Below are 25,917 nucleotides of genomic sequence, written 5' to 3'. Positions count from 1 at the left end.
ATGGGGGTGTTCGTCTTTCTTCCGCTCGTCCTGCCGTTCACGGCATGGCCGATCGCCCGCCTCGCCGAGCAGCGGCTGCACCCGCGGACCGCCACCCGGCTGCTGACCGCCGTCGCCGCCGTGATGGCGGCGTGCAGCACGGTGTCGCTCGGGCTGCTGATGGTGGTCGGCACCGCCCAGCTGCCCGGCAATCCCCTTCCCGACGGCTGGTCGGACCCCGAGGTCCGAGAAGCGGTCCCGTACGACGAGGTCGCCGGGAAGCTCGCCATCCCGGCGCTGCTCGCGGTCGTGCTGGCCTGCGCCCGGACGGGGTGGCGACACGGCCGCACCCGCCGCGCCGCACACCGGGCCCTGGCCGGGCTGCCGGCCACGTCGGTCGCCGTCCTGGCGGACGAGACGCCGTACGCGTACGCGCTTCCCGGGCGGCGGCACGGCCGGGTGGTGGTGACCACCGGCATGCTGGCCCGCCTCGAACCTGCCGAGCGGCGGGCGCTGTTCGCGCACGAGCGCGCCCATCTCGTCGCCCGGCACCACCGGTTCCTGCTGGCCGTGCAACTGGCCGCGCGGGCCAACCCGTTCCTGCGGCCCCTGTGCACGGCCGTGTCGTACACGGTGGAGCGGTGGGCGGACGAGGAGGCCGCGCGGTCGGTCGGCAGCCGGCGGGCCGTGGCCCGCGCCATAGGCAAGGCGGCGCTCGTCTCCCGCTCCACCCCGGCCGGGACGTTCGCGGGGTTCGCCGTGCCCGGTCCGGTGCCGCGCAGGGTGGCCGCGCTGCTGGCGCCGGAGCCCGTGCCGCGGAGCTGGCCGTCGGTGTTCACGAGCGTGGGCCTCGCCGCCTGGGGCGCGGCCGCCGGCGCCGCAGTCTCCGCCCTGTCCTCCGCGAACTCCGCCGTCACCATGGCTCTCATCCTGTACGCGGCCACGCCGCTGTGAGCCCTGGCCGACCGCGGCAGGGAACCGCAAGCCTTCCGGCCGAGTGCCGTGCGAGCGCCGTGAGTCCTCGCGAGGGTGTCACGCGAGCGCCGTGAGTCCTCGCGAGGGTGTCACGCGAGCGCCGTGAGTCCTCGCGTGGCTGTCACGCGAGCGCTGTGGGTCCTCGCGTGGCGGTGGCGCGGACGCTGTGGTGAGTCCTCGCGCGGCTGTCACGCGGACGCGGTGAGTCCTGGGGCGGCCTGTCGCGCCGGCGCCGGAAGTCCTCCGGTGGTCGCTACGCAAGCCCTGCGGAGCTCCTGGGCGACGGCCGCCGGCGCGCCGGGCGGTCTCCCGGCCGGCGCCCCGAGGGGAGTCGGCCGCCGTCCGGCGCGTCAAGGCCGTCAGCCCTCGTCCTCCTCCTCGTCGCCCTCGAAGAAGTCCCCGACCTCGTCGACGACTTCGGCGGCGACCATCCCACCGACGACACCGACCGCCAGGCCTGCTGCCCCCGCGGCCACGGCGGTGCCCATACCGGGACCGGACCGGCGCCCCTCCTCGTGGTGCTCGCCGTGGCCGTAGTGGCCCTCGGCGGCGTACCCGGCGGGGGAGCCGTACGCGGGCCTGCTCTCCACCAGCCGGTGGATCCAGCCGTCGACGAGGGCGGTCCAGTCCTGGTGCTCGACGCCGTCGTGGGCGACGGTGAACCGGGTGACGGCGTCACGGCCCTCGGAGAGGAACCCGCCGCGCTTGTCGGCCTCCAGGACGACCTCCATGCCGCCCGGAGTGGCCAGGAACGTCAGTTCGATCTCGTTGACCCGTGACGCGTACGCGGGCGCCGGGGTGATCTCGATCTCCTGGTAGAAGGGCAGCTGCTGGCCCGTGCCGGAGATGCGGCCGTACTCCAGGTCGGCGGACCGGAAGCCGAAACCGAGCTGCCCCAGCGCCTCCAGGATCGCCTCCTGTACGGGCAGCGGCGTCACCGTGAGCTGGTCGAGGTCACCCTTGTCCCTCGCTCCGGCCACCCCGAGTTCCGTGCGCACCCCGAGGACGATGCCCAGCGGCTGGCCGTACAGCTCGCTGATCGGGGTCTCCCACGGCAGCGTCGCGCTGAACGGCACGGTGCGCTCCTCGCCCGCCGCGAGCCGGAACCCTCCGCCGACGACGAACCGGTCGAAGGGGACGGTCCCCTCGCTCTCGCCTCCCTCGTGCTCGGCCTCGACCCGCGCCACCAGCTCCAGGGTGATGTGCTCGATCTCGAAGTCGGCGTCGCCGCCCTTGAGGCGGACCTGCCCCGACAGGCTGCCGCCCGGCCGGGCCGGGCCCGGGTCGAGAACCGTGTCCACCGTGGGCCCGCCCAGACCGAGCGAGCCGAGCAGCCGTTTGAACACCATCGCGGCGTTCACTCCTTCTTTCGTGCGTCCAAGTCATGCGGTCATGCGTCGCGGAACAACCGGGAATCCACGGTTGTTCTACAGGCGAGTAGAAGCATAGGGTCGGGAACGCCCGTCGAGGCGCCGTCGCGGGATCCGGAACAGGAAAGTCCGAAAACCGTCGCCGATGTGACCGTGACGACATGAACAGCGGGTTTTGCCGTCCCTTTACTATGGGAACGGAGCTTGCGAAGACTTCCCGACCCACCGAGCGACGAAGGAGCCGAAGACCCCCGATGGGTGAGCCTCCCAGTACCGGCCGCAGCGTGCCCCGACCTCACGACGGAGCGGGGGTGGCGCGGTGACCGAGATCCTGCTGCTCCTGCTCGCTCTGCTCCTCACCCTGGCCTGCGCGCTGTTCGTCGCGGCCGAGTTCTCCCTGACCACCGTCGAGCGCGCCGAGCTGGAACGCGCGGTCGAGGCGGGGGAGCGCGGCGCCGAAGGTGCCCTGAAGGCCGTACGCCGACTGACGTTCCAGCTGTCCGGCGCGCAGCTCGGCATCACCGTCACCTCGCTGGTGATCGGCATGCTCGCCGAGCCGTCCCTCGCCGCCCTCCTCGAAGGCCCCTTGCGGGTGATCGGGCTGGGCGGGGCCGCCCCGTCGGCGGCGACCGTGCTGGGCGTGGCCCTCTCCACCGTCGTGCTGATGGTGGTGGGCGAGCTGGTGCCGAAGAACTGGGCGATCTCCCGGCCGCTGGCCGTGGCCAAGGTCGTCGCGGGCCCCCAGCGCGGCTTCACCGCCGCCTTCGGCCCGTTCATCCGCCATCTGAACGGCACGGCCAACGGCTTCCTGCGCCGCTTCGGCCTGGAACCGACCGAGGAACTGGCCTCCGCCCGCACCTCCGAGGAACTCGTCGCGCTCGCCCGGCACTCCGCCGCCGAGGGCGCCCTGGAGGAGGACTCCGCCGAGCTTTTCGTGCGCACCCTGCACCTGGGCGAGCTGACCGCCGAGAACGTGATGACGCCGCGCGTCGACGTCAAGGCGCTGGAGGCGCACGCGACCGCCGCCGACGCCGCCAACCTCACCCACGCCACCGGCCTGTCCCGCTTCCCCGTCTACCGCGACACCCTGGACGAGGTCATCGGCACCGTCCATATCCGCGACGTGCTCGCCCTGGAGCCTTCCCGCCGCGCCGCCACACCGGTCACCGCGCTGACCACCGAACCCCTGCTCGTGCCCGACAGCCTCACCGCCGACCGGCTGCTGGAGCGGCTGCGCGAGACACGCACCATGGCCGTCGTCGTCGACGAGTACGGCGGCACGGCCGGCGTCGCGACGGTCGAGGACATCGTCGAGGAGGTCGTCGGCGAGGTCCGCGACGAGCACGACCCCGTCGAAGTCCCCGACCTGCTGCCCGCCCGGGCGACAGGTGACGGCCGAGCGGTGTGGGAGGCCGACGGCTCGGTCCGCATCGAGCGGCTCGGCGGGATAGGGCTGGCCGCACCCGACGGCCCGTACGAGACCGTGGCCGGCCTGGTCGCCACCCGCCTCGCCCGCATCCCCGCCAAGGGTGACGCGCTGGACCTGGACGACGGCTGGACGCTGGACGTCCTCGACGTCGACCACCACCGCGCCGACCGCGTCCGTATCACCGCACCGGCCGCTCGGCCGGTGCGGGAGCGGTCGGAGGCCGCCCGATGACCGCGTTGCAGCTCACCGTCGGCGCGCTGACCCTGCTCACCAACGCCTTCTTCGTCGGCGGTGAGTTCGCCCTGATCTCCGTACGCCGCAGCCAGATCGAACCGCGTGCCGAACAGGGCGACAAGCGAGCCCGGATGACCCTGTGGGGCCTTCGCCACATCTCCGCGCTCATGGCCACGGCCCAGCTCGGCATCACCGCGTCCTCCCTGGTGCTCGGCGCCGTCGCCGAACCCGCCATCGCCCACCTCATGGAACCCGCGTTCGAGGCGGCGCATGTTCCGCACGGACTGGTGCACCCCATCGCGTTCGTCGTCGCGCTCACCCTGGCCACCTATCTGCACATGCTGATCGGCGAGATGGTCCCGAAGAACATCGCCCTGGCCGCACCGGTCCCCACCGCGCTGCTCCTCGGCCCGCCCCTGGTCGCGCTCACCCGGGCCCTGCGGCCGGTGATCTTCGGGATCAACGCCCTCGCCAACGCCCTGCTGAAGCTGCTGCGCGTCGAACCGAAGGACGAGGTCGCGTCGGCGTTCACCGACGACCAGCTCGCCCGGATGGTCCTCGACTCCAGCGAGGCCGGACTCCTCTCACCCGCCGACGGCGAGCGGCTGCGCGACGCCCTGGAACTGGGCACCCGACCGGTCGGCGAGATCCTCGTCCCCGCCCAGCGGATGCGCGCCGTCGGCCACACCGTCACCCCGGCCGAACTGGAACGCACCGCCGCCGCGGCCGGCTACTCCCGCTTCCCGGTCACCGGCCCCGGCGGCGACCTCCTGGGCTATCTGCACATCAAGGACACCCTGGGCCTCGCCGAACGGAACCAGCCGTTCCCACCCGGCACCCTCCACCCGGTCACCCGGGTCCGCATCGACACCCCGCTGGACGACACCCTCACCGCCCTGCGCGCCGACGGCAGCCACCTCGCCGCCGTCACCGGCGGGACCGGCACGGTCCTCGGCTTCGTGACCATGGAGGACGTCCTGTCCGAACTGGTCGGACCGGCACGGCCGGGCGGGACGTCCCCGGGCGCCGCGCGGTCGTCGGGCACGACACCGACGGGCGCCGCGCCGCAGCGGGGCTGAGCAGGCCCGGGAACACCGATCCGGTCAGGATCGTTCACCCAGCACATCGACACAAGGAGCAAGCCCGTGTCCGCGTCCGCCGACCTGACGGACTCCCCGGGGCACAGTCCCCGACCACCCCGCCGAGACAGACTCGTCGACCGTCTCGGCCACGGCACACGGCGGGGTGGTGTCCGATGAGTGCCGTGAACGCCGTGCTCGGCCTGCTGGCCGTCCTCGTCCTGACCGCCGGCACCGGCTACTTCGTCGCCCAGGAGTTCGCGTACGTCTCCGTCGACCGCCTCGCCCTCGCCCGTGAGGCGGAGGCGGGCGACCGGCGCGCGGCCCGGGCCCTGAAGGTGCTGGAGCGGCTGTCGTTCATGCTGTCCGGAGCGCAGCTGGGCATCACCGTCACCGGTCTGGTCGTCGGCTTCATCGCCGAGCCGTCCGTGTCGGCGTTGCTGGAGCCCGCCCTGACCGGAATCGGCATCCCCGAGGGGGCGGTCGGCGGCATCTCCGTCGTACTCGCCTTCGTCCTCGCGACCGTCGTGCAGATGGTGCTCGGCGAGCTGGCCCCGAAGAACCTCGCGATCGCCGTCCCGGAGCGCCTCGCGAAGTCGCTGGCCGCCTCCACCCTCGCCTATCTGAAGGTCGTGGGACCGGTGGTGCACGTCTTCGACAGCGCGGCGAACAAGCTGCTGCGCCGGGTCGGCATCGAACCCGTCGAGGAACTGCACCACGGCGCGACCCTGGAGGAGCTGGGCCACCTCGTCGGCGAGTCCCACGAGCGGGGCGAACTGCCCAAGGACACCGCCGAACTCCTCGACCACGCCCTGGAGTTCTCCGAGCGGACCCTGGACGAGGTGCTGGTGCCGCGGGTGGACGCGGTGTTCGTGCGCGTGGACGCCTCCGCGGCCGAGGCGGTCGAGCTGATCGCGAAGTACGGCCACTCCAACTACCCGGTGCTCGGCGATCACCCGGACGACGTCACCGGCGTGCTGGGCGTCCGGGAGCTGATGCGCACACCCGCCGCGGACCTCACCGCCACCACCGCGGGCGCCCTCGCGCGCCGCCCGCTCTTCCTGCCGGACACCCTGCCCCTGCCGGACGCGGTGACGCGGATGCGGGAGCAGGACGACGAGTTCGCCGTCGTCCTCGACGAGCACGGCGGCGTCGCGGGCATCGTGACCTACGAGGACATCGCCGAGGAACTGGTCGGGGACATCGCCGACGAGTCCGACACCGTCGTGGAACCCGCCGTCGCCGACGGGGCGGGCTGGCTGGTCGACGCCGGACGCCGGCTCGACGAGATCGCCGACGCCACCGGCGTCCGACTGCCCGAGGAGGACGACTACGACACCGTCGCCGGACTCGTCGTGGACCGACTGGGCCGCTTCCCGGCCATCGGCGATCGCCTCACCGTGGACCTGCCCGACGGCGGGCGCGCGGTGATCGATGTCCGCACGCTCGACCGGCATGTGCCGGACCGGGTCCGCGTCGAACGGCAGGCACCTGAGCCGGAGGAGCAGGTATGAGTTTCCCGATGGCGCTCTTCGTCACCGTGCTGCTGCTGATCGGCAGCGGATTCTTCGTGGCCGCCGAGTTCGCTCTGGTCGCCGCGAAACGACACCGCATGGAGAAAGCCGCGGCGGAGGGCCGCAGAGGCGCCGGGGCGGCGCTCGCCGGGATGCGCGAGCTGTCCCTGATGCTGGCCGGCGCCCAGCTCGGCATCACCGTGTGCACCCTGGGACTCGGCTCGGTCTCCAAGCCCGCCATCTCCCACGAGCTCGACCCGCTGCTGCGCGACCTGGGCCTGCCCAGTACGCTCAGCTACGGCGTGGCGTTCGTGTTCGCGATGGTCGTGGTGGTGTTCCTGCACATGGTGGTCGGCGAGATGGCGCCCAAGTCGTGGGCCATCGCCCGCCCCGAGCGCTCGGCGATGCTGCTGGCCCCGCCCTTCCGGGCCGTGGTCAAGACCGTACGTCCGCTGATCGGGCTGCTCAACCGCGTCAGCAACGCGCTGGTGCGCCTGTGCCGGGTCACCCCGCGCGACGAGCTGGCCTCGGTGCACAACCGTGAGCAGCTCACCCATCTCGTCGAGGAGTCGCAGCGGCTCGGCCTCATCACGGACACCGACTCGGAGCTGATCACCCGCTCGCTGACCGAACCCGAGACGCCGGTGGGCGATCTCGCCGTCCCGGCGGCCGAGATCACCTCGGTCGACGCGGACGCCGGCACCGAGGACATCCTGCGTACCGCCGCCGACCACGACCGCACCCGGCTCCTGGTCCGAGACCGCGGCACCGTCCTCGGCTCGGTCCACGCCCGTGACGCGCTGGTGGCCCGGGCCAGGGGACGGACCACCACGGCCCGTACGCTCGCCCGGCCCGTCCCCGAGCTGACCGAGGACACCACGGTGGCCGACGCGATCGACGTGCTCCGCAGGAACCGCGCCTCCCTCGCGGTCATCTGCGACGACACCGGCCGCCCGACCGCCCTGGTCAGCCTCGACGACCTGCTGGCCCGCTATCTGCAACCACGGGTGGTCTGACACGACCGGCGGTCCCAGCGCGGACCACCCGGCACCCGGACTCCCCGGCCCAACTGAGCGAGCGGGCCGGGGAGTTCGTCGTGTGAGAAGTATTGACGCCTCGTTCAGCTCACCCTTACCGTCTGGCCGGTCTTGCGAACGGTGTCCGAGAAGTCGAACACCTCGGGATGGCGTTCGTCGGGTCTCCACGGTGGTGCCCGCACAGAGACAGGAGACGTACATGTCCGCGGTTCTCTCCCGGCTGGCGGCGATGCTGGTCGCTGTCGCCCTCGTCCTCACCGGCCAGGTGCTGACGGCACCGGACAGGGCGGCCGCGGCCGACCCGGGCTATCTGATGACGCACTTCATCGGGGAGGGAGCGACCGGGCAGCAGATCTACTTCTCCCACAGCACCGACGGCCTGCACTGGAACGACCTCAACGGCGGCGGCATGACGCTGCGTTCGACGGTGGGCACCCGCGGCGTGCGCGACCCCGCACTGGTGCGCTCTCCCGACGGCGGCAAGTACTGGATCATCGCCACCGATCTGTGCATCGACTGCGGCCAGACCTGGAGTCAGGCCATCAACGACGGCAGCCGCAACCTCGTCGTGTGGGAGTCCAGGGACCTGGTCACCTGGTCGCAGCCGTGGCTGCTGAACGTCGCCGGCGCGATCCCCGACGGACGCAACGCCTGGGCGCCGGAGGCGATCTGGAACCCGGCCACCAACGACTACGTCCTGTACTGGGCGACGAACGTGCCGCAGAACGGTGCGACGAAGCACCGCATCTTCTACGCCCGCACCAGCGACTTCCGCTCCATCACCACCCCGCAGACCTACATCGAGCGGCCCGGCGCCCAGGAGATCATCGACACGCAGATCGTCGAGATGCCGGCGGGCGTCGGCGCCCACCGCTACGTGCGGGCCTCCGGCGACGGCCAGATCACCCTCGAAGGCAGCAACTCGATCCTCGGGACGTGGACCACCATCGGCAACCTCTCCGGGATCGGCCTGACCGGCGCCCAGGTCGAGGGCCCGATGTGGATGAAGTTCCGTGACCGCAACGAGTGGACGCTCTACCTCGACCAGTACTCCTCCGGCCGCGGCTACCTGCCCGTCTTCACGACCGACCCGAGCAGCACCTCCACCTACCGACTGCCGGCGTCGGGAAGCTACGACCTGGGCGGCACGAAGAAGCGCCACGGCTCGATCCTGACCCTGACGGCCGCCGAGCAGAGCCGGGTGCTCACCCGGTACGCGAACACCCCCGCCAACCGGCTCCAGTCGTTCAACTTCCAGGACCGCTACGTACGGCACGCCGACTTCGACGCACGGATCGACCCGAACGTCAGCCCCCTCGACGACTCCCGGTTCCGGCTCAGGCCCGGCCTCACCGGCTCCGGCACCGTCTCCTTCGAGTCGGTGAACTTCCCCGGCTACTTCCTGCGCCACTCCACCTACGACTTCCAGCTCGCGTACAACGACGGCACCGCCCAGTTCGCCGCGGACGCCACCTTCAACAAGGTCGCCGGGCTCGCAGACGCCGGCTGGTCCTCGTTCCAGTCGTACAACCACCCCGACCGCTACATCCGCCACTACGCCTACCAACTCCGCCTCGACCCCATCACCAACGCCACCGGACGCGGCGACGCCACCTTCCGGGTGACGAGCTGACCCGACCGGTCCGACCGTGACACCCCGCGCCCTCCCGACCGGTGGTCCGCCGGACGGGAGGGCGCATGCCCGCGCCGCGGGGCGTGTCCCGGTTGACCTGCGGGGCGGCACGACGAGGATGACGGGTCATGACGATCGTGTTCCGGGTGCCCGCCGACGGGGCCGAGCGGGTGGGCTTCGCCTACTCGCCGGCGATGGAAGCCGTCCTCAGTCTCCATGTGCTGGTGGAGCCGAAACACCACCCCGTCCAGCACGGCTGGGTGCGCGCGATGCGGCGACTGTCACCCGCGCTGAAGAGGGAGATCGAGGCGTTCGCGTACGCGGTGCGCTCGTACTTCCCCGAGTTCCTCTTCCCCCGTCCCACCGGCGGACTGCGGGACTTCCGGGAGGAGTTGGCGGCCCTGCGGACGGCGGACCCGGACCTGATCCGCCTGGAGTTCGCCGTCCCCCTGCTCACCCCCTGGCCGGACGACGACGGAGGGGGCAGGGACCCACGGCTGCTGCACCGCCCGGACCTCCGTGAACGGCTGCGCGCCCTGGCCCTGCGGGACAGCGACCCCGCGATGGCCGCGATGCTCCTGGACGACCCCCGCGCCCTGCTGGAGCGGTTCCTGGACATGCTGGAGCGCTACTGGCGCGAGGCGTTCGAGGACGAATGGGCCCGCATCGAGCCCGACCTGGCCGCCGGTGTCAGCGAGGCGGGACAGCAGATCGCGCACAGCGGCCTGTACGGGATGCTCCGCGGCCTGTGGCCCGAGGTACGGAGCGATCACCGGGCCGAGCGGTTCTGGCTGGAGCGCCCCCACGACCACGAGGTCGTCATCGGTACGGACGACACGCTTCTCCTCGCACCGAGCACCTACGTCTGGCCGCACGTCCGGGTGAACTGCGACGGACCGTGGCCCCTCGGCCTGGTCTTCCCCGTCTCCTCCATCGCCAGGGAGGCCCGCCCGCGCATCCCGCCGGCCCGGCTCGTCGGGATCCTGCGGGCCCTCGCCGACGACACCCGCCTGCGCGCCCTGCGGCTCATCGCCGAACGACCGCGCAGCACGCAGGAGTTGGCGCCGCTCGTGGGCGTGAGCGAGGCCGCGCTGTCGAAACATCTGCGGGTGATGGCGGACGCCGGACTGCTGGAGCGCCGACGCGAGGGCTACTACGTCCTGTACCGGATCGTGCCCGGTCAGGTGGCGGGCCTCACTCCCGGACTGGAGAGCTTCCTGCGCCACGACGACGACCCGGACGACCCGGACGGCCGACGGCACGACCGACCCGCGCGGAGTGATTAGCCATCTGCCTAATAAGTGGATCACCGCCCGGCGGCGGCCCGACAGTGGCGCCATGTCACTGCTGAGAGACCGCGACTTCCTGCTTCTCTTCGTCGGTCAGGGCGTATCGCGTTTCGGCGACGGCCTGTACACCGCCTCGACCGCCTGGTTGGCCTGGACCCTGACGAAGGACCCGGCCGCCGTGGCCCTCGTGGGCGTCTCCGCCTTCGCGCCCGCGTTCCTCGCCACCTTCGTCTTCGCCTCGTACGCCGACCGCCACGACCGCCGGAAGCTGATGATCGCCACCGATCTGGCCCGGGTCGTGGTGGTCGCGGCGGGCGCCGTCCTGCTGTACCTCGGGCTGCTGAACCTGCCCGTCCTGGTGGCGACCACGGCCCTGTTGGCGCTGCTCGGCGCCCCGTTCGCCCCCGCCCGCAACGCCATCGTCCCGCAGATCGTGCCCGCCGAGGCCCTCCAGCAGGCCAACGGTCTCCTCCAAGTGGCCTTCAGGGCGGCCTTCTTCGTCGGCCCGCTGATGCTCGCGCCGCTGCTCGCCCATGCCTCGCTCCAGTGGGCACTGGTGGTCAACGGGCTGACGTTCCTGGCGTCGGCGGCCGCCCTCGCGGGCCTCCGTGTCCGGCGCCCCGCACCGGCCCGCGAACGGACGGGCCTGTGGGCCGATCTCGCGGCCGGCCTGGGGGCCGTGCGCGCCGCCCCCGAGGTCCTGGTCGTCATCGTGACCTTCGTGCTCGCACTGGCCCTGGCCAACGGGTTCCTGACGGTGGGTCTGGTGACCGTCGTGGGACAGGGCGGCCAGTACGGGCTGCTGCTGGGCGTCGCGGGCGTGGCCGAGGTGGCCGGCGCGCTGTTGCTGGCCCGGCTGCCGATCCGCCGGCCGGCCCTGGCGGCGGTGCTGGCCTGGGCCGTGCTCGGGATCTTCCGCGCCCCGCTGGGAACCGTCACCTCCACGGCCCTGGCGGCCCTCCTCCTGGCCGCGACGGGGCTGGCCTCGGCCCTGACGGACATTCCGCTGATCGCGCTGGTGCAGCGGCGCGTCCCCGACCGTCATCTCGCGAAGGCGCTCGGCCTGTGGGAGGCCGGTATCGCCGGCGCCCTGACGGTCTCGCCCTTCGTGGCCTCCACGACCATCGGCCTCGTCGGAGCGGCCCACGCCTTCGTCCTCTCGGGCGCCGCCCTCGTCGTCCTGGCCACGACGGCCGCACTCGTCCTGAGACGGGTCGGCGCGGACCGGCCCGGCACGGCTGACACCGTTCCTGAGACGGACGAGCAGCCCGGGGTCGCCGCCGGGACGGCGCGGTGAGCCGACGCGAGCACCGGAGTGGCGCGCCCCGCGACGAAACGCGCCTTCTGCCCCTCCGGCCTCACGGCCGTGGCCGCGTCAGCGGGCGCAGCCGACGTCCAGCACCTCGATCACGTCGCCGTGGACCGTGTAGACGAGCCAGCACCAGTCGCCGAACACCGCGGCCAGTTCCCTGACCTGGATCCTCGGTTCCTCGGCCACCGCCTCGATGAGGGCGACGAGCTCCTCGTGGACGGTGTCCGGGACGCCGAACAGCGCGTCGGCGGCCTGTTGAACCAGTTCGACCTTCATGGGGTCCCCCGCGGAGGGCAGGAGCGGAACGCGGCGAAACTGTGCTTCTTACACGATAGGTCCGCCGTGCGCCTCGTGCCGAGGGCTGTACGGAAACCGGGGCCGATCGGACCGTCGGCGAAGGCGCACCGGGACACGACGGCGGACCCCACGGGGCTTTGGTCATGGCATGGCCAGATCGTGTCTGCCCGCGCGCAAGCTTCCCTCCGCACCATCTGCATGTCCCCGACAATCGGCAGGGGTGCGCGCACGCTCTGCCGACCTCCGATCGACGGTAAGGAAGCGCCTGTGAGAACGCCCCGCACCACTCGGCGAGTCGCGGCCCTGGCCACCGGTACCGCGCTGACCGCCCTGCTCACGGCGGCTCCCGCCGGTGCGGGCACGTCCGCCCTGCCCGTGGTGACCGCCACCGGTGAGACCGCCGCCCTCCACGACGACGAGGCCGGCGGCAACTCCGACGCCGACGACCCGGCGATCTGGCGGAACCCCGCCGACCCCGGCCGCAGCCTGGTCGTCGCCACCGCCAAGGAGGGCGGCCTGCGGGTCTACGACCTCGACGCCCGCCTGGTGCAGTCCCTGCCCGCCCCGAAGCCCCCGGCCGAGGACGACGCGCCGGGACGGTACAACAACGTCGACCTCGTCACCGGCCTGCGCACCACCGCCGGCCGCGCCGACGTCGCCGTCGTCAGCGACCGGGGCAACGACCGGTTGCGCGTCTACCGCGTCGACCCCGACCGGCCCGGCGGCCCCCTCACCGACATCACCGACCCGGCCGCCGCCCCCGTGTTCTCCGCCGACCAGGCCGAGATCAACGACCAGCGCACCGCGTACGGCCTCGCCACCTGGACCGACCGCACCAGCGGCCGCGCCTACGCCCTGGTCAGCCGACGCGAACGCACCCGACTCGCCCTGCTGGAACTCGTCCCCGCCGCGCACGGCAGGGTCGGCTACCGCACGGTCCGCACCCTCGACCTGCCGTCCTCCTTCCGGCTGCCCGACGGCACCACCTGGCGCCCCTGCGCCGAGCCCGGTGAACTCCCGCAGGTCGAGGGCATGGTCGTCGACCCGGCCACCGGCACGCTCTACGCCGGCCAGGAGGACATCGGCATCTGGCGGCTGCGCGCCGACCTCACCGGCAGGCCCGTCCTCGTCGACAAGGTGAAGGAGTACGGAGTCCCCGGCACCTACGACGAGGAGACCGAGGAATGCGTGCCGGGCACCGACCCCGGCTACGGCGGTAAGCGGCTGTCGTCCGACGTCGAGGGCCTGACGCTCCTTCAGGAGCGGGACGGCGACGGCCACCTGCTCGCCTCCAGCCAGGGCGACGACACCTTCGCCCTGTACGACCGTGAGGTGAGCGAGGACAACGAGTACGAGGGCGGCTTCCGGATCGGAGCCGCGACGCCGACCCTCGACGGCGTGCAGGAGTGCGACGGTGCCGCGGTCCTCAACGCCCCGTTGGGCCGCCGCTATCCGCGCGGCCTCCTCGTCGTCCAGGACGGACAGGAGACCCCGGCGGTGCCGGACGGCGACGGCGGCACCCGCACGGCCACCGGCTTCAAGTTCGTGGACCTCGGTGACGTGGTGGACGCCGCCGACCGGTGAGGTCAGTCCTCCGCCGCGCAGAGGGGATCGTCGACGAGCCCGGCGGCCAGCCACTGCTCGACCGCGGCCACGTGCACCGTGGCCGCGGACACCGCCAGCTGGGCGTCACGGGTCCGCAGCGCGCGGAGGATCTCGTCGTGCTCCCGGTGCGCGTGCTCCACGGCACGCTCGGTGCGCGTGCCCCGGACGATACGGGCCCGCTGGGTGCGGGTGGACAGCACCCGCAGCAGCATGGACAGCACCGGGTTGCCGACCGCCTCGACGATCCGCAGATGGAACAGGATGTCGTGGGCGACGAACTCCTCGACCGTCGCCGCCGCCCGGGACCGCTCCAGGACGGACCCCAGCTCCCGGAGGTCGTCGGCGGTGAGCAGCGCGGCGGCCAGCCCCGTCGCCTGCGGCTCCAGCAGCCGTCGTACCTGGAGCAGTTGCAGGGCCGTCTGCCCCTGGGAGACGTCCGAGGCGAAGGAGAGCGACTCCAGCAGCAGATGGGGCTCCAGGCTGGAGACATAGGTGCCGTCGCCCTGCCGGGTGACCAGGATCCGCATCGCGGTCAGCGCCCGCACCGCCTCCCGCAGTGAACTGCGGGACAGACCGAGCTGGCCGGCGAGGACCTCTTCCTTGGGCAGCCGGGAGCCGGGCGCGAGCTCACCGGCGACGATCATCGCCTTGATCTTGTCCATCGCCTCGTCCGTCAGTGCCACGAGGGTCCCTCCCAGTGCCGGGGCCGGGGAAGGGCGGCTCCGCCGGGGCGGGCCGCCCGCGGCCGCGTCTACTCCTGCTTCTCACCCGAGGCGAAGCGGGAGATGATCAGCGCGACGATGATGATCGCTCCGTTGAGGAACTGGTTCCACAGCGGCGGCACCCCCGCCAACGTCATCACATTGACGACGAGTTGCAGCGTCAGCACACCCGTGAGCGCGCCGAACACGGAGCCCTTGCCGCCGTTCAGGCTCACCCCGCCGATGACGGTCGCGGCGAACACCTGGAAGATCCAGCCGCTGCCCTGGGTGGCCGAGATCGACCCGTAGTGCCCGCTGTAGAGGATGCCGGCGAACGCGGCCAGCACACTGCCGAGGATCAGCACCACCCACACGATCCGGTCGACCCGGATGCCGGCGGTGCGCGCGGCCTCCGCGTTGCCGCCGATCGCGTACAGCGCCCGGCCGTGCCGCAGCCAGGCCAGCGCGCTCCCACCCGCCGCGAACAGCAGCACGCAGATCCAGATCGCGGCCGGTACGCCCAGCCACGACGCCTTGCCCAGATAGGTGAACGAGGAGGGGAGCTCGACGATGGACTGGCCCTCGGAGAGGGCGACCTGCAGGCCCCGCAGCATCGTCAGCATGCCGAGGGTGACGATGAACCCGTTGAGGCGCAGCTTGAGGATCAGGAAGCCGTTGACGGCGCCGATCACCACGCCCACCAGCAGACAGAGCGGGACGGCCGTCCACTCCGGGAGCAGGCCGAGCCCCGTGAACCGGGCGCCGCTGGTCGGCAGGACCAACCAGACGGCGATGACCGGGGCCACGCCGATGGTGGACTCCAGCGACAGGTCCATCCGTCCGGCGATCAGGATCAGCGCGGTGGCGAGGACCAGCAGGCTCAGCTCGGTGGACTGCTGGGCCACACCGATGAGGTTGTCGGCGGTCAGGAAGGCCGGGGAGACGATGAACCCGATCAGCCCCAGCACGAGGATGGCCGGGACCAGGGACAGCTCACGGAAGCGGTCGAGGTCGAGCCCGCGGCGCTTGCCGCCCGCGGTCTCCCGTGCCACGCCCGCTGCGGGGTCGGTGACATCAGTGGTGGCGGACATGGCTACCTTCCGTGCTCTTCGGTGGTGTCGGATGCTGCGGTGCGGTCGGTCCCGCCTCCGGGCGCCTCGGTGCGGTCGCCCGCGCTCTCGTCGGACGTTCCGGTCCGGCCGGCCACGCCCTCCATGGCGGCGACCACCTGTTCGTCCGTCCAGCCGCGGTCGAACTCGGCGACCGCACGGCCGTGGAACATGACGACGACCCGGTCGCACACCCGGAGGTCGTCCAGCTCGTCGGAGACGATCAGCGCGGCCTTCCCGCCGTCCGCGACCTCGCGGATCCGGCGCAGCAGGAACTCCTTGGACTTGACGTCCACGCCGTTGGTGGGGCGGATCGCCACCAGCACCCTGGGGTCGGTGGCCAGCGCGCGGGCCACGACGACCTTCTGCTGGTTGCCGCCGGAAAGGGCGGAGACCGGGGTCGCCGCACCCGGCGTCTTGATGTCGAGGGCCCGGATCATGCGCTGCGCGAAGACCCGGGTGCGGGCCGGCAGCACGGTGCCGTACGGGCCGAGCTGGTCGGTGACGGTGAGCGTCGCGTTCTCCGCCACGCTGCGGTTGTTCACCAGGCCCTGCAGATGCCGGTCCTCGGGGACCAGGCCGACGCCCACGGCGAGCGCCGACGGGACGTCTCCGGTGCGGACGCCCCGGCCGCCGACCGAGACGGTGCCCTCCTCGGCGGGGTGCAGACCGGCTATGGCCTCACCGACCCGTACATTGCCGCTGGCCGTCGCCCCGGCCAGGCCGACGACCTCACCGGCCCGCACGGTCAGCGACAGGTTCCGGCAGGCGCCGGGCAGGGTGAGGCCGCGCACGGCCAGGAGTTCGGCGGCGTCGGACGCGACCGGGCCCCGGTTCTCCACGATCTCCGCGGCGGTCGTCGTGGACTCCCCGGTCATCGCCTCCACGAGCGCCCGGTGGCCGAGCTCCGCGACGGGCGCGGTCAGGATGTGCGCCGCGTCGCGGTAGACGGTGACCGTGGCGCACAGGTCGTACACCTCCTGGAGGTGGTGGGAGATGTACAGGAAGGCCACGCCCTGCCGCTGGAGGTCGCGGAGCTTGTCGAACAGCCGGTTGATGCCGCGGGCGTCGAGCTTCGCGGTCGGCTCGTCGAGGATGATGAAGCGCGCCCCGAACGACAGGGCCCGGGCGATCTCCACGAACTGCCGCTGCTCGACCGTGAGGTCTTTCGCCCGCGCGGCGGCGTCGACGTCCACGCCGTACTCGCCGAGCAGTTCCTCCGCCCGCCGCCGCAGCTGCTTCCAGCGGATGGGCTGGAGCGGCCCGGCGCTCTGCCGGTTCAGGAAGAGGTTCTCGGCGACGGTCAGGTCCGGGATGATCGTCGACTTCTGGTAGACGCAGGCGACCCGTGAACGCCAGGCGTCGATGTCGCCGACGGCGGGCGCCGGTGCGCCGGAGAAGCGCAGCGTGCCCGTGTCGGCGTGCTGGAGGCCGGTCAGGATGGACACGAGCGTCGACTTGCCGGCGCCGTTGCGCCCGACGAGCGCGTGCGACTCGCCCGCGGCGACGGTGATACGGGCGTCGCGCAGGGCGACGGTCGCGCCGAACCTCTTGGTGATCCCGGTGGCCTCGGCCACCGGAGCGGGGTTCCGGCCGGCCGCGGGCCCGCCGCCGTCCGCCGGGGCGGTCGCGGTGTCCGCCATGGTCAGTACCGTCCTTCGTCGGGTGCGTACGAGAGGTCGCCGATCGGGCCGGTCACGAGCCGACGGTGTTGCCCCAGAGGGTCTTGTCGTCCACGTTGTCCTTGGTCACCAGCGGGGCGGGCAGCTGGTCCTCCAGCCCGCCCGGGATCTTGATGATGGTGGAGTCGTGGTCGGTCGGGCCCGGCTCGAAGGTCTTGCCCTCGGCGGCCGCCTTGGCGTAGTACAGCGCGTACTTGGCGTAGAGGTCGGCGGGCTGGGAGACGGTGGCGTCGATCTGGCCCTTGCGGATGGCGTCGAACTCCTGCGGGATGCCGTCGTTGGAGACGATCGCGATGTGCCCCTTCTGCCCGGCCGGCTTCAGCAGGCCCTTCTGCTCCAGCAGGGCCAGGGTGGGCTGGAGGAAGGCACCGCCGGCCTGCATGTAGATGCCGTTCAGGTCGGGGTGCTGGGCGAGCAGGCTCTGCAGCTTGGCGGAGGCCACGTCGCCCTTCCAGTCGGTGGGCAACTCGAAGACCTTGATCTTCGGGAACTTCTCCTTCATGCAGGCGGCGAAGGCCTCGGAGCGGTCGCGGCCGTTGATGGAGTCCAGGGAGCCCTGGAACTCGGCGACCTTGCCCTTGCCGCCGAGCCGCTCGCCGAGGAACTCGCACGCCTTGGTGCCGTACGCGCGGTTGTCGGCGCGGACCACCATGTAGACGTCGCCCTTGTCGGGGCGGGTGTCGACGCTGATCACCGGGATCTTCTTCGACGCGAGGGTGTCGAGGGTGGAGGCGATGGCGCCGGTGTCCTGGGGAGCCATGACGACGGCCTTGGCACCGGTGTTCTGGAAGACCTGCACGTTGGCGACGAGCTTGGTGACGTCGTTCTGCGAGTTGCTGAGCGGCAGGGCGTTGACGCCCTCGGTCTTGATGTCCTTCTTCATGTAGTCCGCGTAGGAGTTCCAGAAGTCCGTGTCGGACCGCGGCAGGTCGATGCCGATGGCGGGCTTGTCACCGCCCGAGCCCGCCGAGCCGGAGGAGCTGTCGCGGTTGCACGCGGTGAGCAGACCGAGGGCAGCGACGGCGCAGGCCGCTACGGCGGTGGAGCGGGTGCGAGCGAACTTCATGGCCGGGTTCTCTCCTTAGCCAGGACGGGGGAGCCGCCTGAGGGCATGCGCGGACCGATGGGAGGGGAGGGGGGAGGGTCAACCGGTGTACGAGCAGCGGAGTTCGAGCAGCCACTACGCCATGGGAATCCATGGGAATCCGCGGAACGATTCCTCCGATGTATCTCGGACGACGAGGACGTTACGACGGCGTTGCGGGCACTGACAAGAGGTTGTTCGCAGTGATTTCCGTCGGCGGTCGGACGGCCATCCTCAGTGGCCGCAGGACTATTTCGTCCATGAAGGACCTTTGACCTGCGGGGAGCGACTGCATCCGACATATACATCCGAGGAATACGTTGTCAGCCCGCCGTTCGGCCTCTACAGTCACGGTGCGCCATTCCTCCGATGACTCCTGATCTCCTGATCTCCTGATCTTCGAATCTCCTATGGCAAGGGAACTGCTCAGTGAAACTGCTACGCGTAGGCGCCCCCGGCGAGGAGCGCCCCGCGGTCCGCACGGATGACGGCCGGATCCGGGACCTGTCCGCCGTGACCGCCGACATCGACGGCGCCTTCCTCTGCTCCGGCGGCGTCGAGCGGGCCCGCGCCGCCCTCGAAGCGGGCGGGCTGCCCGAACTCGACCCCGGCGGCCTGCGGATCGGCGCCCCCGTCGCCCGCCCCGGCAAGATCGTCTGCGTGGGCCTCAACTACCGTGACCACGCCGCCGAGACCGGGGCCGCGATCCCCGAACGCCCCGTCGTCTTCATGAAGGACCCGGGCACGGTCGTTGGCCCCTACGACGAGGTGCTCGTCCCGCGCGGCTCGGTGAAGACCGACTGGGAGGTCGAGCTCGCCGTCGTGATCGGCCGCCGCGCCCGCTATCTGGAGGGCCCCGACGAGGCGGCCGGGGTGATCGCGGGCTACGCGGTCAGCCACGACGTCTCCGAACGCGAGTTCCAGCTCGACTACTCGTCCCAGTGGGACCTCGGCAAGTCCTGCGAGACCTTCAACCCGCTGGGGCCCTGGCTGGTCACCGCCGACGAGATCGACGACCCGCAGGACCTGGAGCTGCGCCTGAGCGTCAACGGCGTCAAGCGCCAGCACGGCCACACCCGCGACATGATCTTCCCGGTCCACCAGGTCGTGGCCTACCTCAGCCGGTACATGGTCCTGGAGCCGGGCGACGTGATCAACACCGGGACGCCCGCGGGCGTGGCCCTCGGCCTGCCCGGAACCCCCTATCTCCGCGCCGGCGACACCGTCGAGCTGGAGATCGACGGGCTCGGAGGCCAGCGCCAGACCTTCGGCCAAGCGTGAAAGGCACCCCCTTGACTGCAACCCCCGCCCGGATCACCGCGGTCGACACCTACGACATCCGGTTCCCCACCTCACGGGAGCTGGACGGGTCCGACGCCATGAACCCGGATCCCGACTACTCCGCCGCCTACGTCGTGCTGCGCACCGACGCCGGCGACGGGCTCGAAGGCCACGGCTTCACGTTCACCATCGGCCGCGGCAACGACGTCCAGGTCGCCGCCGTCGGCGCCCTCCGCCCCCACCTCCTGGGCCGCTCGGTGGACGCGCTGTGCGCCGACCCCGGCTCCCTCAACCGCGACCTGATCGGCGACAGCCAGCTGCGCTGGCTCGGCCCCGAGAAGGGCGTGATGCACATGGCGATCGGCGCCGTGGTCAACGCCGTGTGGGACCTGGCCGCCAAGCGGCAGGGCCAGCCGCTGTGGCGACTGCTCGCCCACGCCGACCCCGAGTGGCTGGTCTCCCAGATCGACTTCCGCTACATCGCCGACACCCTCACCCCCGAGGACGCCCTCCGTATGCTCCGCGACGGCAGGACCGGGCTCGCCGAGCGCGAGGCGGCACTGCTGGAGCGCGGCTACCCCGGCTACACCACCTCACCGGGCTGGCTCGGCTACCCCGACGACAAGCTCACCCGGCTCGCCGAACAGGCCGTCGCCGACGGCTTCACCCAGATCAAGCTCAAGGTCGGCGCCGACCTCGCCGACGACGTCCGCCGGATGCGCACCGCACGCGCCGCCGTCGGATCCCAGGTCCGCATCGCCATCGACGCCAACCAGCGCTGGAACATCGGCGAGGCCGTCGAATGGACCCGCGCCCTCGCCGAGTTCGACCCCTACTGGATCGAGGAACCCACCAGCCCCGACGACATCCTCGGCCACGCCGCCGTCCGCGAGGGCGTCGCCCCCGTGAAGGTCGCCACCGGCGAACACGTCCAGAACCGCATCGTGTTCAAGCAGCTCCTCCAAGCGGGCGCCATCGACGTCCTCCAGATCGACGCCGCACGCGTCGGCGGCGTCAACGAGAACCTCGCGATCCTGCTGCTCGCCGCGAAGTTCGGCGTACCGGTCTGCCCGCACGCCGGCGGGGTCGGCCTGTGCGAACTGGTCCAGCACCTGTCGATGTTCGACTACCTGGCCCTCTCCGGCACCACCGACGACCGGGTCATCGAGTACGTCGACCACCTCCACGAGCACTTCACCGACCCGGTCGTGCTGCGCGAGGGCCACTACCTCGCACCCCGCACCCCCGGTTTCTCCGCCACCATGCACCCCGGGTCGCTCGCCGAATACCGTTACCCCGACGGCACGTTCTGGGCCGCCGACCTCGCTGGACGGGAGGAAGTCGCATGACGGATCTGACAGGGCTGCGCGCGATCGTCACGGGTGGCGCGTCCGGGATCGGACTGGCCACGGCCCGGCTGCTGGCCGCGCGGGGCGCCGGGGTCGCCGTGTTCGACCTGAACCCCTCCGACGTCCCGCCGCCGCTGCTGGCCCTCAAGGCGGACGTCACGGACGACGCCTCCGTACGAGCCGCCGTGGGCGACGCCGTCGAACACCTCGGCGGTCTGGACATCCTCGTCAACAACGCCGGCGTCGGCGCCATCGGCACCGTCGAGGACAACCCCGACGAACAGTGGCACCAGGTCCTCGACGTCAACGTCCTCGGCATCGTGCGCACCAGCCGCGCCGCCCTGCCGCACCTGCGGAACTCGGACCACGCGGCCATCGTGAACACCTGCTCCATCGGCGCCACCGCCGGGCTGCCGCAGCGCGCCCTGTACTGCGCCAGCAAGGGCGCGGTCCTCTCCCTGACCCTCGCCATGGCCGCCGACCACGTCCGCGAGGGCATCCGCGTCAACTGCGTGAACCCCGGCACCGCCGACACCCCCTGGGTCGGCCGGCTCCTCGACGCGGCCGACGACCCGGACGCCGAGCGCGCCGCCCTCAACGCCCGCCAGCCCATGGGACGCCTCGTCACCCCCGACGAGGTCGCCGCCGCCATCGCCTATCTGGCGAGCCCCGCCGCGGCCTCCGTCACCGGCACCTCCCTCGCCGTCGACGGCGGCATGCAGGGACTCCGGCTCCGACCGGCGGCCTCATGAGGACCAGGACCCTCGGCCGCACCGACGTCGAGGTCACCGAACTGTCCTACGGCGCCGCCGGCATCGGCAACCTCTACCGCCCGGTGACCGACGAGGAGGCCGCCGCAGCGATCGACACCGCCTGGGACGCCGGGATCCGTACGTTCGACACGGCACCCCACTACGGCCTCGGCCTGTCCGAACGTCGCCTCGGCGAGGCTCTGCGCGACCGCCCCCGGGACACCTACACCGTCTCCACGAAGGTCGGCCGCCTGCTCGTGCCCGCCGACGGCGCTGGTGACGGCGCTGGTGACGGTGACGACCTGGCCAACGGCTTCGCCGTCCCCGCGACCCTGCGCCGCGTCTGGGACTTCAGCGCCGACGGCGTCCGCCGCTCCCTCGAGGCGAGCCTGGACCGTCTGGGCCTGGAGCGGGTGGACATCGTCCTCCTCCACGACCCCGACGACCACGCCGAGCAGGCCCTCGACGAGGCGTACCCCGCACTGGAACGCCTCCGCGGCGAAGGCGTCGTCGGCGCGATCGGCGTCGGCATGAACCAGTCCGCGCTCCCCGCCCGTTTCCTGCGCGAGACCGACATCGACGTCGTCCTCCTCGCCGGCCGCTACACCCTCCTCGAACAGGAGGGCCTCACCGAACTGCTCCCCGAGGCCGCAGCCCGCGGCAGAAGCGTCCTCATCGGCGGCGTCCTCAACTCGGGCCTCCTCACCGATCCCGCCCCCGGCGCCACCTACGACTACGCGCCCGCCCCGGAGCCCGTCCTCGACCGGGCCCGCCGGCTCAAGGCGGTCACCGAACGCCACGGCGTGCCCCTGCGCGCCGCCGCCCTCCACTTCCCGCTCGGCCACCCGGCGGTCGCGAGCGTCCTCACCGGAGCCCGCTCCACCGACGAGGTGCGCGACACGGTGGAGCAGCTGAGGGCCCCCGTGCCGGCCGCCCTCTGGGACGAGCTGCGCGCGGAAGGTCTGCTCGCCCCGGACGTCCCGGTGCCCACACCCCGGACGACGCCCCCGGAGACGCCGCTGGACACGCCCGTCGAGGGATCCCCGTCGCCGAAGGAGCCGTCGTGAGGGTCGCCCTGCACACCAAGGTCCGTGCCGACCGCGTCGCCGAGTACGAGGCGGCGCACCGCGAGGTGCCCGAGGAACTGACCGCCGCGATCCGCGCCGCCGGGGTCAGCGCGTGGACCATCTGGCGCAGCCGCACCGACCTCTTCCACCTCCTGGAGGTCGAGGACTACCCGGCGATGATCGCGGAGCTGGAGAAGCTGCCCGTCAACATCGCCTGGCAGGCCCGCATGGCCGACCTCCTGGACGTCGTCCACGACTACTCCGCGGACGGCTCCGACGCGTCACTGCCCGTGGTGTGGGAACTGTGAGCGGGACGGACACCGGCACGCCCTCGGGTATCGGCGCCACGGTCACAGGTGTTGACGGCGGGGGCACGGGCCGGGGCGTCGGGATCGTCGACGCCCACCACCATGTCTGGGACCTCGCCGTCCGCGACCAGGACTGGATCACCGATCCCGAACTCGCCCTGCTGCGTCGCGACTTCTCTCTCGCGGACCTGGAACCGGAAGCGCGTGCCGCCGGAGTCACCGCCACCGTGCTGGTGCAGACGGTCACCGTGGCCGAGGAGACCCCCGAGTTCCTCGCCCTGGCCGCCGGGAGCGACCTGGTCGCCGGGGTCGTCGGCTGGACCGACCTCACCTCGCCCGAGGTCGCCGACACCCTCGACGGGCTGCGCGAAGGGCCGGGCGGTGAGCACCTGGTGGGCATCCGCCACCAGGTGCAGGGCGAACCGGACCCCCGCTGGCTGACACGCCCCGACGTGCTGCGCGGCCTGGCCGCCGTCGCCGACGCGGGCCTCGTCCACGACCTGCTGGTGAAACCCCACCAGCTCCCGGCCGCGGTGGAGGCCGCCCGGCGGCTGCCCCGGCTCACCTTCGTCCTCGACCACCTGGCCAAACCGCCCGTCGCCTCCGGTGGACTGGAGCCGTGGGCAGGGGAGATACGGCGGCTGGCCGCCCTGCCTAAGGGGTCCTTTCACTATGCCCGTCCGGGGCGCGTGGTCTGGCACCGCACCTCGCCGCGTTGCCGAAACGCCCACGTGGCCCGCCACGAGGGCGCTCCGGCGCCTTGCGATGCACGGCACCAGACCACGCGCCCTGATCGGACGCTCATAGTGAAAGGACCCCTAACACCGTCTGCAAGCTCTCCGGTCTGGTCACCGAGGCCGACCGGGGCACCTGGCGGGTCGCGGATCTCCAGCCGTACGCGGCCACGGTCCTGGACGCGTTCGGCCCCCACCGGCTGATGTTCGGCTCCGACTGGCCCGTCTGCCGGCTCGCCTCCGACTACCGCGAAGTGCTGGCCACGGCCGAGACACTGGTCTCCGGGCTCAGCCCGGCCGAACGCCACGACGTCCTCGCGGGCTGCGCCGTCCGCACCTATGGCCTGCGGATCTGACCCGTCGGCGCCGACGCTCCCACCCCGGCTGTGCGGCCGGGGTCAGCCGTCGGCCGGCACCGGGGGAGCGGCACCGACCAGCGCGGCCAGCTCGTCGGGGGTGCGCGGACCGGGTGCCCCGTCGGTCAACAGCCCCTGCTCGCGCAGGAGCCGGGTGACCGCGATGCCCCAGGGGAGGCGCAGCCCCGCCTGTTCGAGGAGGTCCGTGCGGGCCAGCATCGCGGCCACCGGGCCCGTCCGCGCGCCGGCCGGGGTGAGCAGCGCCGCGTCGTCGGCCCACCGCAGTGCCAGATCGACGTCGTGGGTGGCCATCACCACGGTCGTGCCGGACCGGCGGAGCCCGTCCAGGGTGGCGAGCAGTCGTTCCTGCCCGTCGGGGTCGAGGCCCGCGGTCGGCTCGTCGAGGATCAGCACCCGGGGCCGCATCGCCACGGCGCCGGCGATCGCGGTCCGCTTGCGCTGGCCGTAGGAGAGCAGATGGGTGGGCCGGTCGGCGAGGGCGGAGACACCGAGCGCGGCGAGCGCCTCGTCCACCCGTACCCGCACCTGGTCGTCGGGCAGCCCGAGGTTCAGCGGCCCGAACGACACGTCCTGGGCGACCGACGCCGCGAACAGCTGGTCGTCGGGGTCCTGCACCACCAGCTGGACGGTCGTCCGCAGCCCGGTCAGGCCCTTGCGGTCGTACGACACCGTCCGACCCTCGACCGTCAACTCGCCCGAGTGGGGCCGCAGTCCGCCGCTGAGCAGCCGCATCAGCGTCGTCTTGCCGCTGCCGTTGCGGCCCAGCAGGGCCAGCGCGCGGCCCTCCCGTACCTCGAAGTCGAGATCGCTGAGCACGGCAGGGCCGTCCTCGTACGCGAAGGACACGCCCCGCAGGGCGACCAGTACGGGCTCGCTCATGTCAGCGGCCTTTCCAGGACGAAGGTGAGAGCGGCCACGGCCGCGAGGAGGACCACACTGACCGTGGTGAAGCGGACGGAGACCCGCGCCTCGGGCACCAGGACACGCAGGGTCCCGTCGTAGCCCCGCCCGGCGAGCCCCGTCTGGAGCCGCGCCGCCCGGTCGAAGGCCCGCACGAACGCGGTCGCGCCGAGCCCGGCGAGCGACCGCCAGGTGGCGGCCCGCGTGGTGTGCCCCAGCCGGGCCGCCTGCGCCTCACGGATGCGACGTACGGAGTCCAGGAGCAAAAAGCTCATGCGGTACGTCACCAGGGCGACGTCCACGACCGGCGCGGGCACCCCGGCCCGCACCAGCCGGGGCAGCAGATCCGACATGGGGGTGGTGAAGGCGAACAGCAGGACGCCCAGGGAGGCGGCGGAGGTCCGCAGCAGCAGCTCCGCCGCACGGACCGGACCACCCTCGGCGAGGGTCATGAAACCGTCGGGCCCGCCGACCTGGACGAGCAGTGGCAGCGCCCCGGTCACACAGAACCCGAGCGGCACCCGGTAGGCGCGCCACAGCCGGCGACGCGGCACGCCGGCCGGTCCCAGCAGCACGACCAGCGACGTCAGCAGGACCAGGGCCGCGCCGGGCCAGGGCGGCAGCGAGATCGCGAGCACGGTGAGGCCGAGCCCGAGCACGGCCTTGTCCACGGGATGGCGGCGGCGCCAGCGACTGCTGTGCGCCGCCTCGTCGATCGGCAGCACGGGGCGTCAGACCTCTTCGGCGCCGGGCTCGGCCGGCGTCTTCGCGGTCTCCCGCTGTGCCAGCGCCCGTGCCTCGCCCTGGCGGCGGCCCCGGT

At 72.3% G+C, this 25,917-nt stretch carries 24 protein-coding genes; 16 read left to right on the top strand and 8 right to left on the bottom strand.

The window, feature by feature from the left end:
• Positions 1 to 933, top strand: coding sequence for a M56 family metallopeptidase (locus tag AOK15_RS02585; RefSeq protein ID WP_055512279.1), 933 nt, complete (start codon positions 1 to 3; stop codon positions 931 to 933).
• Between the two features lie 380 nt (positions 934 to 1,313).
• Here AOK15_RS02585 and AOK15_RS02580 read toward each other — a convergent pair whose 3' ends face one another.
• Positions 1,314 to 2,303, bottom strand: a complete 990-nt coding sequence (locus tag AOK15_RS02580; RefSeq protein WP_055512276.1) for a sporulation protein — start codon at positions 2,301 to 2,303, stop codon at positions 1,314 to 1,316.
• 340 nt (positions 2,304 to 2,643) lie between these two features.
• On the opposite strand from AOK15_RS02580, the gene AOK15_RS02575 reads away from it, so the two are divergent.
• The 7 genes from AOK15_RS02575 (at position 2,644) to AOK15_RS02545 (ending at position 11,836) form a co-directional block, all read left to right on the top strand.
• Positions 2,644 to 3,984 carry a hemolysin family protein gene (locus tag AOK15_RS02575; protein WP_055512274.1) on the top strand — a complete coding sequence of 447 codons (1,341 nt, stop codon included), beginning with the start codon at positions 2,644 to 2,646 and terminating at the stop codon, positions 3,982 to 3,984.
• Positions 3,981 to 5,066 (top strand): hemolysin family protein, encoded by a 1,086-nt coding sequence (locus tag AOK15_RS02570; protein ID WP_079058263.1) that lies wholly within the window; start codon positions 3,981 to 3,983, stop codon positions 5,064 to 5,066. Before AOK15_RS02575 ends, AOK15_RS02570 begins: the two co-directional genes overlap by 4 nt.
• A 176-nt stretch (positions 5,067 to 5,242) precedes the next feature.
• On the top strand, positions 5,243 to 6,580 hold the full coding sequence (locus tag AOK15_RS02565; protein ID WP_055512272.1) for a hemolysin family protein: 1,338 nt from the start codon (positions 5,243 to 5,245) through the stop codon (positions 6,578 to 6,580).
• Positions 6,577 to 7,596 (top strand): hemolysin family protein, encoded by a 1,020-nt coding sequence (locus AOK15_RS02560; RefSeq protein ID WP_055512270.1) that lies wholly within the window; start codon positions 6,577 to 6,579, stop codon positions 7,594 to 7,596. The genes AOK15_RS02565 and AOK15_RS02560 overlap by 4 nt, the downstream gene beginning before the upstream one ends.
• Positions 7,597 to 7,816: 220 nt before the next feature.
• Positions 7,817 to 9,250: a glycoside hydrolase family 43 protein gene (locus tag AOK15_RS02555; protein WP_055512268.1), complete on the top strand. Its 1,434-nt coding sequence runs from the start codon at positions 7,817 to 7,819 to the stop codon at positions 9,248 to 9,250.
• Between the two features lie 128 nt (positions 9,251 to 9,378).
• Complete coding sequence (locus AOK15_RS02550) at positions 9,379 to 10,536, top strand: ArsR/SmtB family transcription factor (protein WP_055512266.1); 1,158 nt, start codon at positions 9,379 to 9,381, stop codon at positions 10,534 to 10,536.
• Positions 10,537 to 10,588: 52 nt separating this feature from the next.
• Positions 10,589 to 11,836 (top strand): MFS transporter, encoded by a 1,248-nt coding sequence (locus AOK15_RS02545; protein ID WP_055512264.1) that lies wholly within the window; start codon positions 10,589 to 10,591, stop codon positions 11,834 to 11,836.
• A gap of 78 nt (positions 11,837 to 11,914) precedes the next feature.
• Here the strand turns inward: AOK15_RS02545 and AOK15_RS02540 are convergent, their stop codons facing one another.
• Positions 11,915 to 12,127, bottom strand: coding sequence for a hypothetical protein (locus AOK15_RS02540; protein WP_055512262.1), 213 nt, complete (start codon positions 12,125 to 12,127; stop codon positions 11,915 to 11,917).
• A gap of 288 nt (positions 12,128 to 12,415) precedes the next feature.
• Here AOK15_RS02540 and AOK15_RS02535 point away from each other — a divergent pair, with 288 nt between their 5' ends.
• Positions 12,416 to 13,732, top strand: coding sequence for a phytase (locus AOK15_RS02535; RefSeq protein WP_055512260.1), 1,317 nt, complete (start codon positions 12,416 to 12,418; stop codon positions 13,730 to 13,732).
• A 2-nt stretch (positions 13,733 to 13,734) separates the two neighbouring features.
• Here the strand turns inward: AOK15_RS02535 and AOK15_RS02530 are convergent, their stop codons facing one another.
• From AOK15_RS02530 to AOK15_RS02515, 4 genes are all read right to left on the bottom strand, one after another.
• Positions 13,735 to 14,436, bottom strand: a complete 702-nt coding sequence (locus tag AOK15_RS02530) for a FadR/GntR family transcriptional regulator (protein WP_055512258.1) — start codon at positions 14,434 to 14,436, stop codon at positions 13,735 to 13,737.
• Positions 14,437 to 14,504: 68 nt separating this feature from the next.
• Positions 14,505 to 15,545, bottom strand: a complete 1,041-nt coding sequence (locus AOK15_RS02525; RefSeq protein ID WP_055512256.1) for an ABC transporter permease — start codon at positions 15,543 to 15,545, stop codon at positions 14,505 to 14,507.
• Positions 15,546 to 15,547: 2 nt separating this feature from the next.
• Positions 15,548 to 17,206, bottom strand: a complete 1,659-nt coding sequence (locus AOK15_RS02520; RefSeq protein ID WP_055512254.1) for a sugar ABC transporter ATP-binding protein — start codon at positions 17,204 to 17,206, stop codon at positions 15,548 to 15,550.
• Between the two features lie 52 nt (positions 17,207 to 17,258).
• On the bottom strand, positions 17,259 to 18,311 hold the full coding sequence (locus tag AOK15_RS02515; RefSeq protein WP_055512252.1) for a sugar ABC transporter substrate-binding protein: 1,053 nt from the start codon (positions 18,309 to 18,311) through the stop codon (positions 17,259 to 17,261).
• A gap of 447 nt (positions 18,312 to 18,758) precedes the next feature.
• On the opposite strand from AOK15_RS02515, the gene AOK15_RS02510 reads away from it, so the two are divergent.
• From AOK15_RS02510 to AOK15_RS41635, 7 genes are all read left to right on the top strand, one after another.
• The gene (locus tag AOK15_RS02510) at positions 18,759 to 19,610 is read left to right on the top strand and encodes a fumarylacetoacetate hydrolase family protein (RefSeq protein WP_055512250.1); all 852 of its coding nucleotides are present in this window, start codon (positions 18,759 to 18,761) and stop codon (positions 19,608 to 19,610) included.
• A gap of 11 nt (positions 19,611 to 19,621) precedes the next feature.
• The gene (locus tag AOK15_RS02505) at positions 19,622 to 20,959 is read left to right on the top strand and encodes an L-fuconate dehydratase (RefSeq protein ID WP_055512248.1); all 1,338 of its coding nucleotides are present in this window, start codon (positions 19,622 to 19,624) and stop codon (positions 20,957 to 20,959) included.
• Positions 20,956 to 21,711, top strand: coding sequence for an SDR family NAD(P)-dependent oxidoreductase (locus AOK15_RS02500; protein ID WP_055512245.1), 756 nt, complete (start codon positions 20,956 to 20,958; stop codon positions 21,709 to 21,711). Before AOK15_RS02505 ends, AOK15_RS02500 begins: the two co-directional genes overlap by 4 nt.
• Entirely contained in the window at positions 21,708 to 22,778 is a 1,071-nt protein-coding gene (locus tag AOK15_RS02495; protein ID WP_055512243.1) for an aldo/keto reductase, read from the top strand. Before AOK15_RS02500 ends, AOK15_RS02495 begins: the two co-directional genes overlap by 4 nt.
• Complete coding sequence (locus AOK15_RS02490) at positions 22,775 to 23,086, top strand: L-rhamnose mutarotase (protein ID WP_055512241.1); 312 nt, start codon at positions 22,775 to 22,777, stop codon at positions 23,084 to 23,086. Before AOK15_RS02495 ends, AOK15_RS02490 begins: the two co-directional genes overlap by 4 nt.
• 83 nt (positions 23,087 to 23,169) lie before the next feature.
• Complete coding sequence (locus AOK15_RS02485) at positions 23,170 to 24,024, top strand: amidohydrolase family protein (RefSeq protein ID WP_240508280.1); 855 nt, start codon at positions 23,170 to 23,172, stop codon at positions 24,022 to 24,024.
• Positions 23,931 to 24,176 (top strand): amidohydrolase family protein, encoded by a 246-nt coding sequence (locus AOK15_RS41635; RefSeq protein WP_079058262.1) that lies wholly within the window; start codon positions 23,931 to 23,933, stop codon positions 24,174 to 24,176. Before AOK15_RS02485 ends, AOK15_RS41635 begins: the two co-directional genes overlap by 94 nt.
• A 42-nt stretch (positions 24,177 to 24,218) precedes the next feature.
• Here AOK15_RS41635 and AOK15_RS02475 read toward each other — a convergent pair whose 3' ends face one another.
• Both AOK15_RS02475 and cbiQ read right to left on the bottom strand, forming a co-directional pair.
• Entirely contained in the window at positions 24,219 to 25,076 is an 858-nt protein-coding gene (locus AOK15_RS02475; protein WP_055512239.1) for an energy-coupling factor ABC transporter ATP-binding protein, read from the bottom strand.
• Positions 25,073 to 25,822, bottom strand: a complete 750-nt coding sequence (cbiQ, locus tag AOK15_RS02470) for a cobalt ECF transporter T component CbiQ (RefSeq protein ID WP_055512237.1) — start codon at positions 25,820 to 25,822, stop codon at positions 25,073 to 25,075. Before cbiQ ends, AOK15_RS02475 begins: the two co-directional genes overlap by 4 nt.
• Positions 25,823 to 25,917: the final 95 nt, after the last annotated feature.

Source organism: Streptomyces ossamyceticus (genome assembly GCF_001418475.1).
Lineage (GTDB): Bacteria > Actinomycetota > Actinomycetes > Streptomycetales > Streptomycetaceae > Streptomyces > Streptomyces ossamyceticus.
The sequence above is the reverse complement of the archived record's forward strand: the minus strand, read 5'-3'. Positions and strand labels throughout refer to the sequence as shown.

Coding starts and splice junctions, on each gene's coding strand:
- AOK15_RS02555 (WP_055512268.1), top strand. CDS start 7,817: ATGTCCGCGGTTCTCTCCCGGCTGGCGGCGATGCTGGTCGCTGTCGCC.
- AOK15_RS02580 (WP_055512276.1), bottom strand. CDS start 2,303: ATGGTGTTCAAACGGCTGCTCGGCTCGCTCGGTCTGGGCGGGCCCACG.
- AOK15_RS02500 (WP_055512245.1), top strand. CDS start 20,956: ATGACGGATCTGACAGGGCTGCGCGCGATCGTCACGGGTGGCGCGTCC.
- AOK15_RS02475 (WP_055512239.1), bottom strand. CDS start 25,076: ATGAGCGAGCCCGTACTGGTCGCCCTGCGGGGCGTGTCCTTCGCGTAC.
- AOK15_RS02525 (WP_055512256.1), bottom strand. CDS start 15,545: ATGTCCGCCACCACTGATGTCACCGACCCCGCAGCGGGCGTGGCACGG.
- AOK15_RS02545 (WP_055512264.1), top strand. CDS start 10,589: ATGTCACTGCTGAGAGACCGCGACTTCCTGCTTCTCTTCGTCGGTCAG.
- AOK15_RS02565 (WP_055512272.1), top strand. CDS start 5,243: ATGAGTGCCGTGAACGCCGTGCTCGGCCTGCTGGCCGTCCTCGTCCTG.
- AOK15_RS02550 (WP_055512266.1), top strand. CDS start 9,379: ATGACGATCGTGTTCCGGGTGCCCGCCGACGGGGCCGAGCGGGTGGGC.
- AOK15_RS02520 (WP_055512254.1), bottom strand. CDS start 17,206: ATGGCGGACACCGCGACCGCCCCGGCGGACGGCGGCGGGCCCGCGGCC.
- AOK15_RS02560 (WP_055512270.1), top strand. CDS start 6,577: ATGAGTTTCCCGATGGCGCTCTTCGTCACCGTGCTGCTGCTGATCGGC.
- AOK15_RS02495 (WP_055512243.1), top strand. CDS start 21,708: ATGAGGACCAGGACCCTCGGCCGCACCGACGTCGAGGTCACCGAACTG.
- AOK15_RS02570 (WP_079058263.1), top strand. CDS start 3,981: ATGACCGCGTTGCAGCTCACCGTCGGCGCGCTGACCCTGCTCACCAAC.
- AOK15_RS02540 (WP_055512262.1), bottom strand. CDS start 12,127: ATGAAGGTCGAACTGGTTCAACAGGCCGCCGACGCGCTGTTCGGCGTC.
- AOK15_RS02585 (WP_055512279.1), top strand. CDS start 1: ATGGGGGTGTTCGTCTTTCTTCCGCTCGTCCTGCCGTTCACGGCATGG.
- AOK15_RS02515 (WP_055512252.1), bottom strand. CDS start 18,311: ATGAAGTTCGCTCGCACCCGCTCCACCGCCGTAGCGGCCTGCGCCGTC.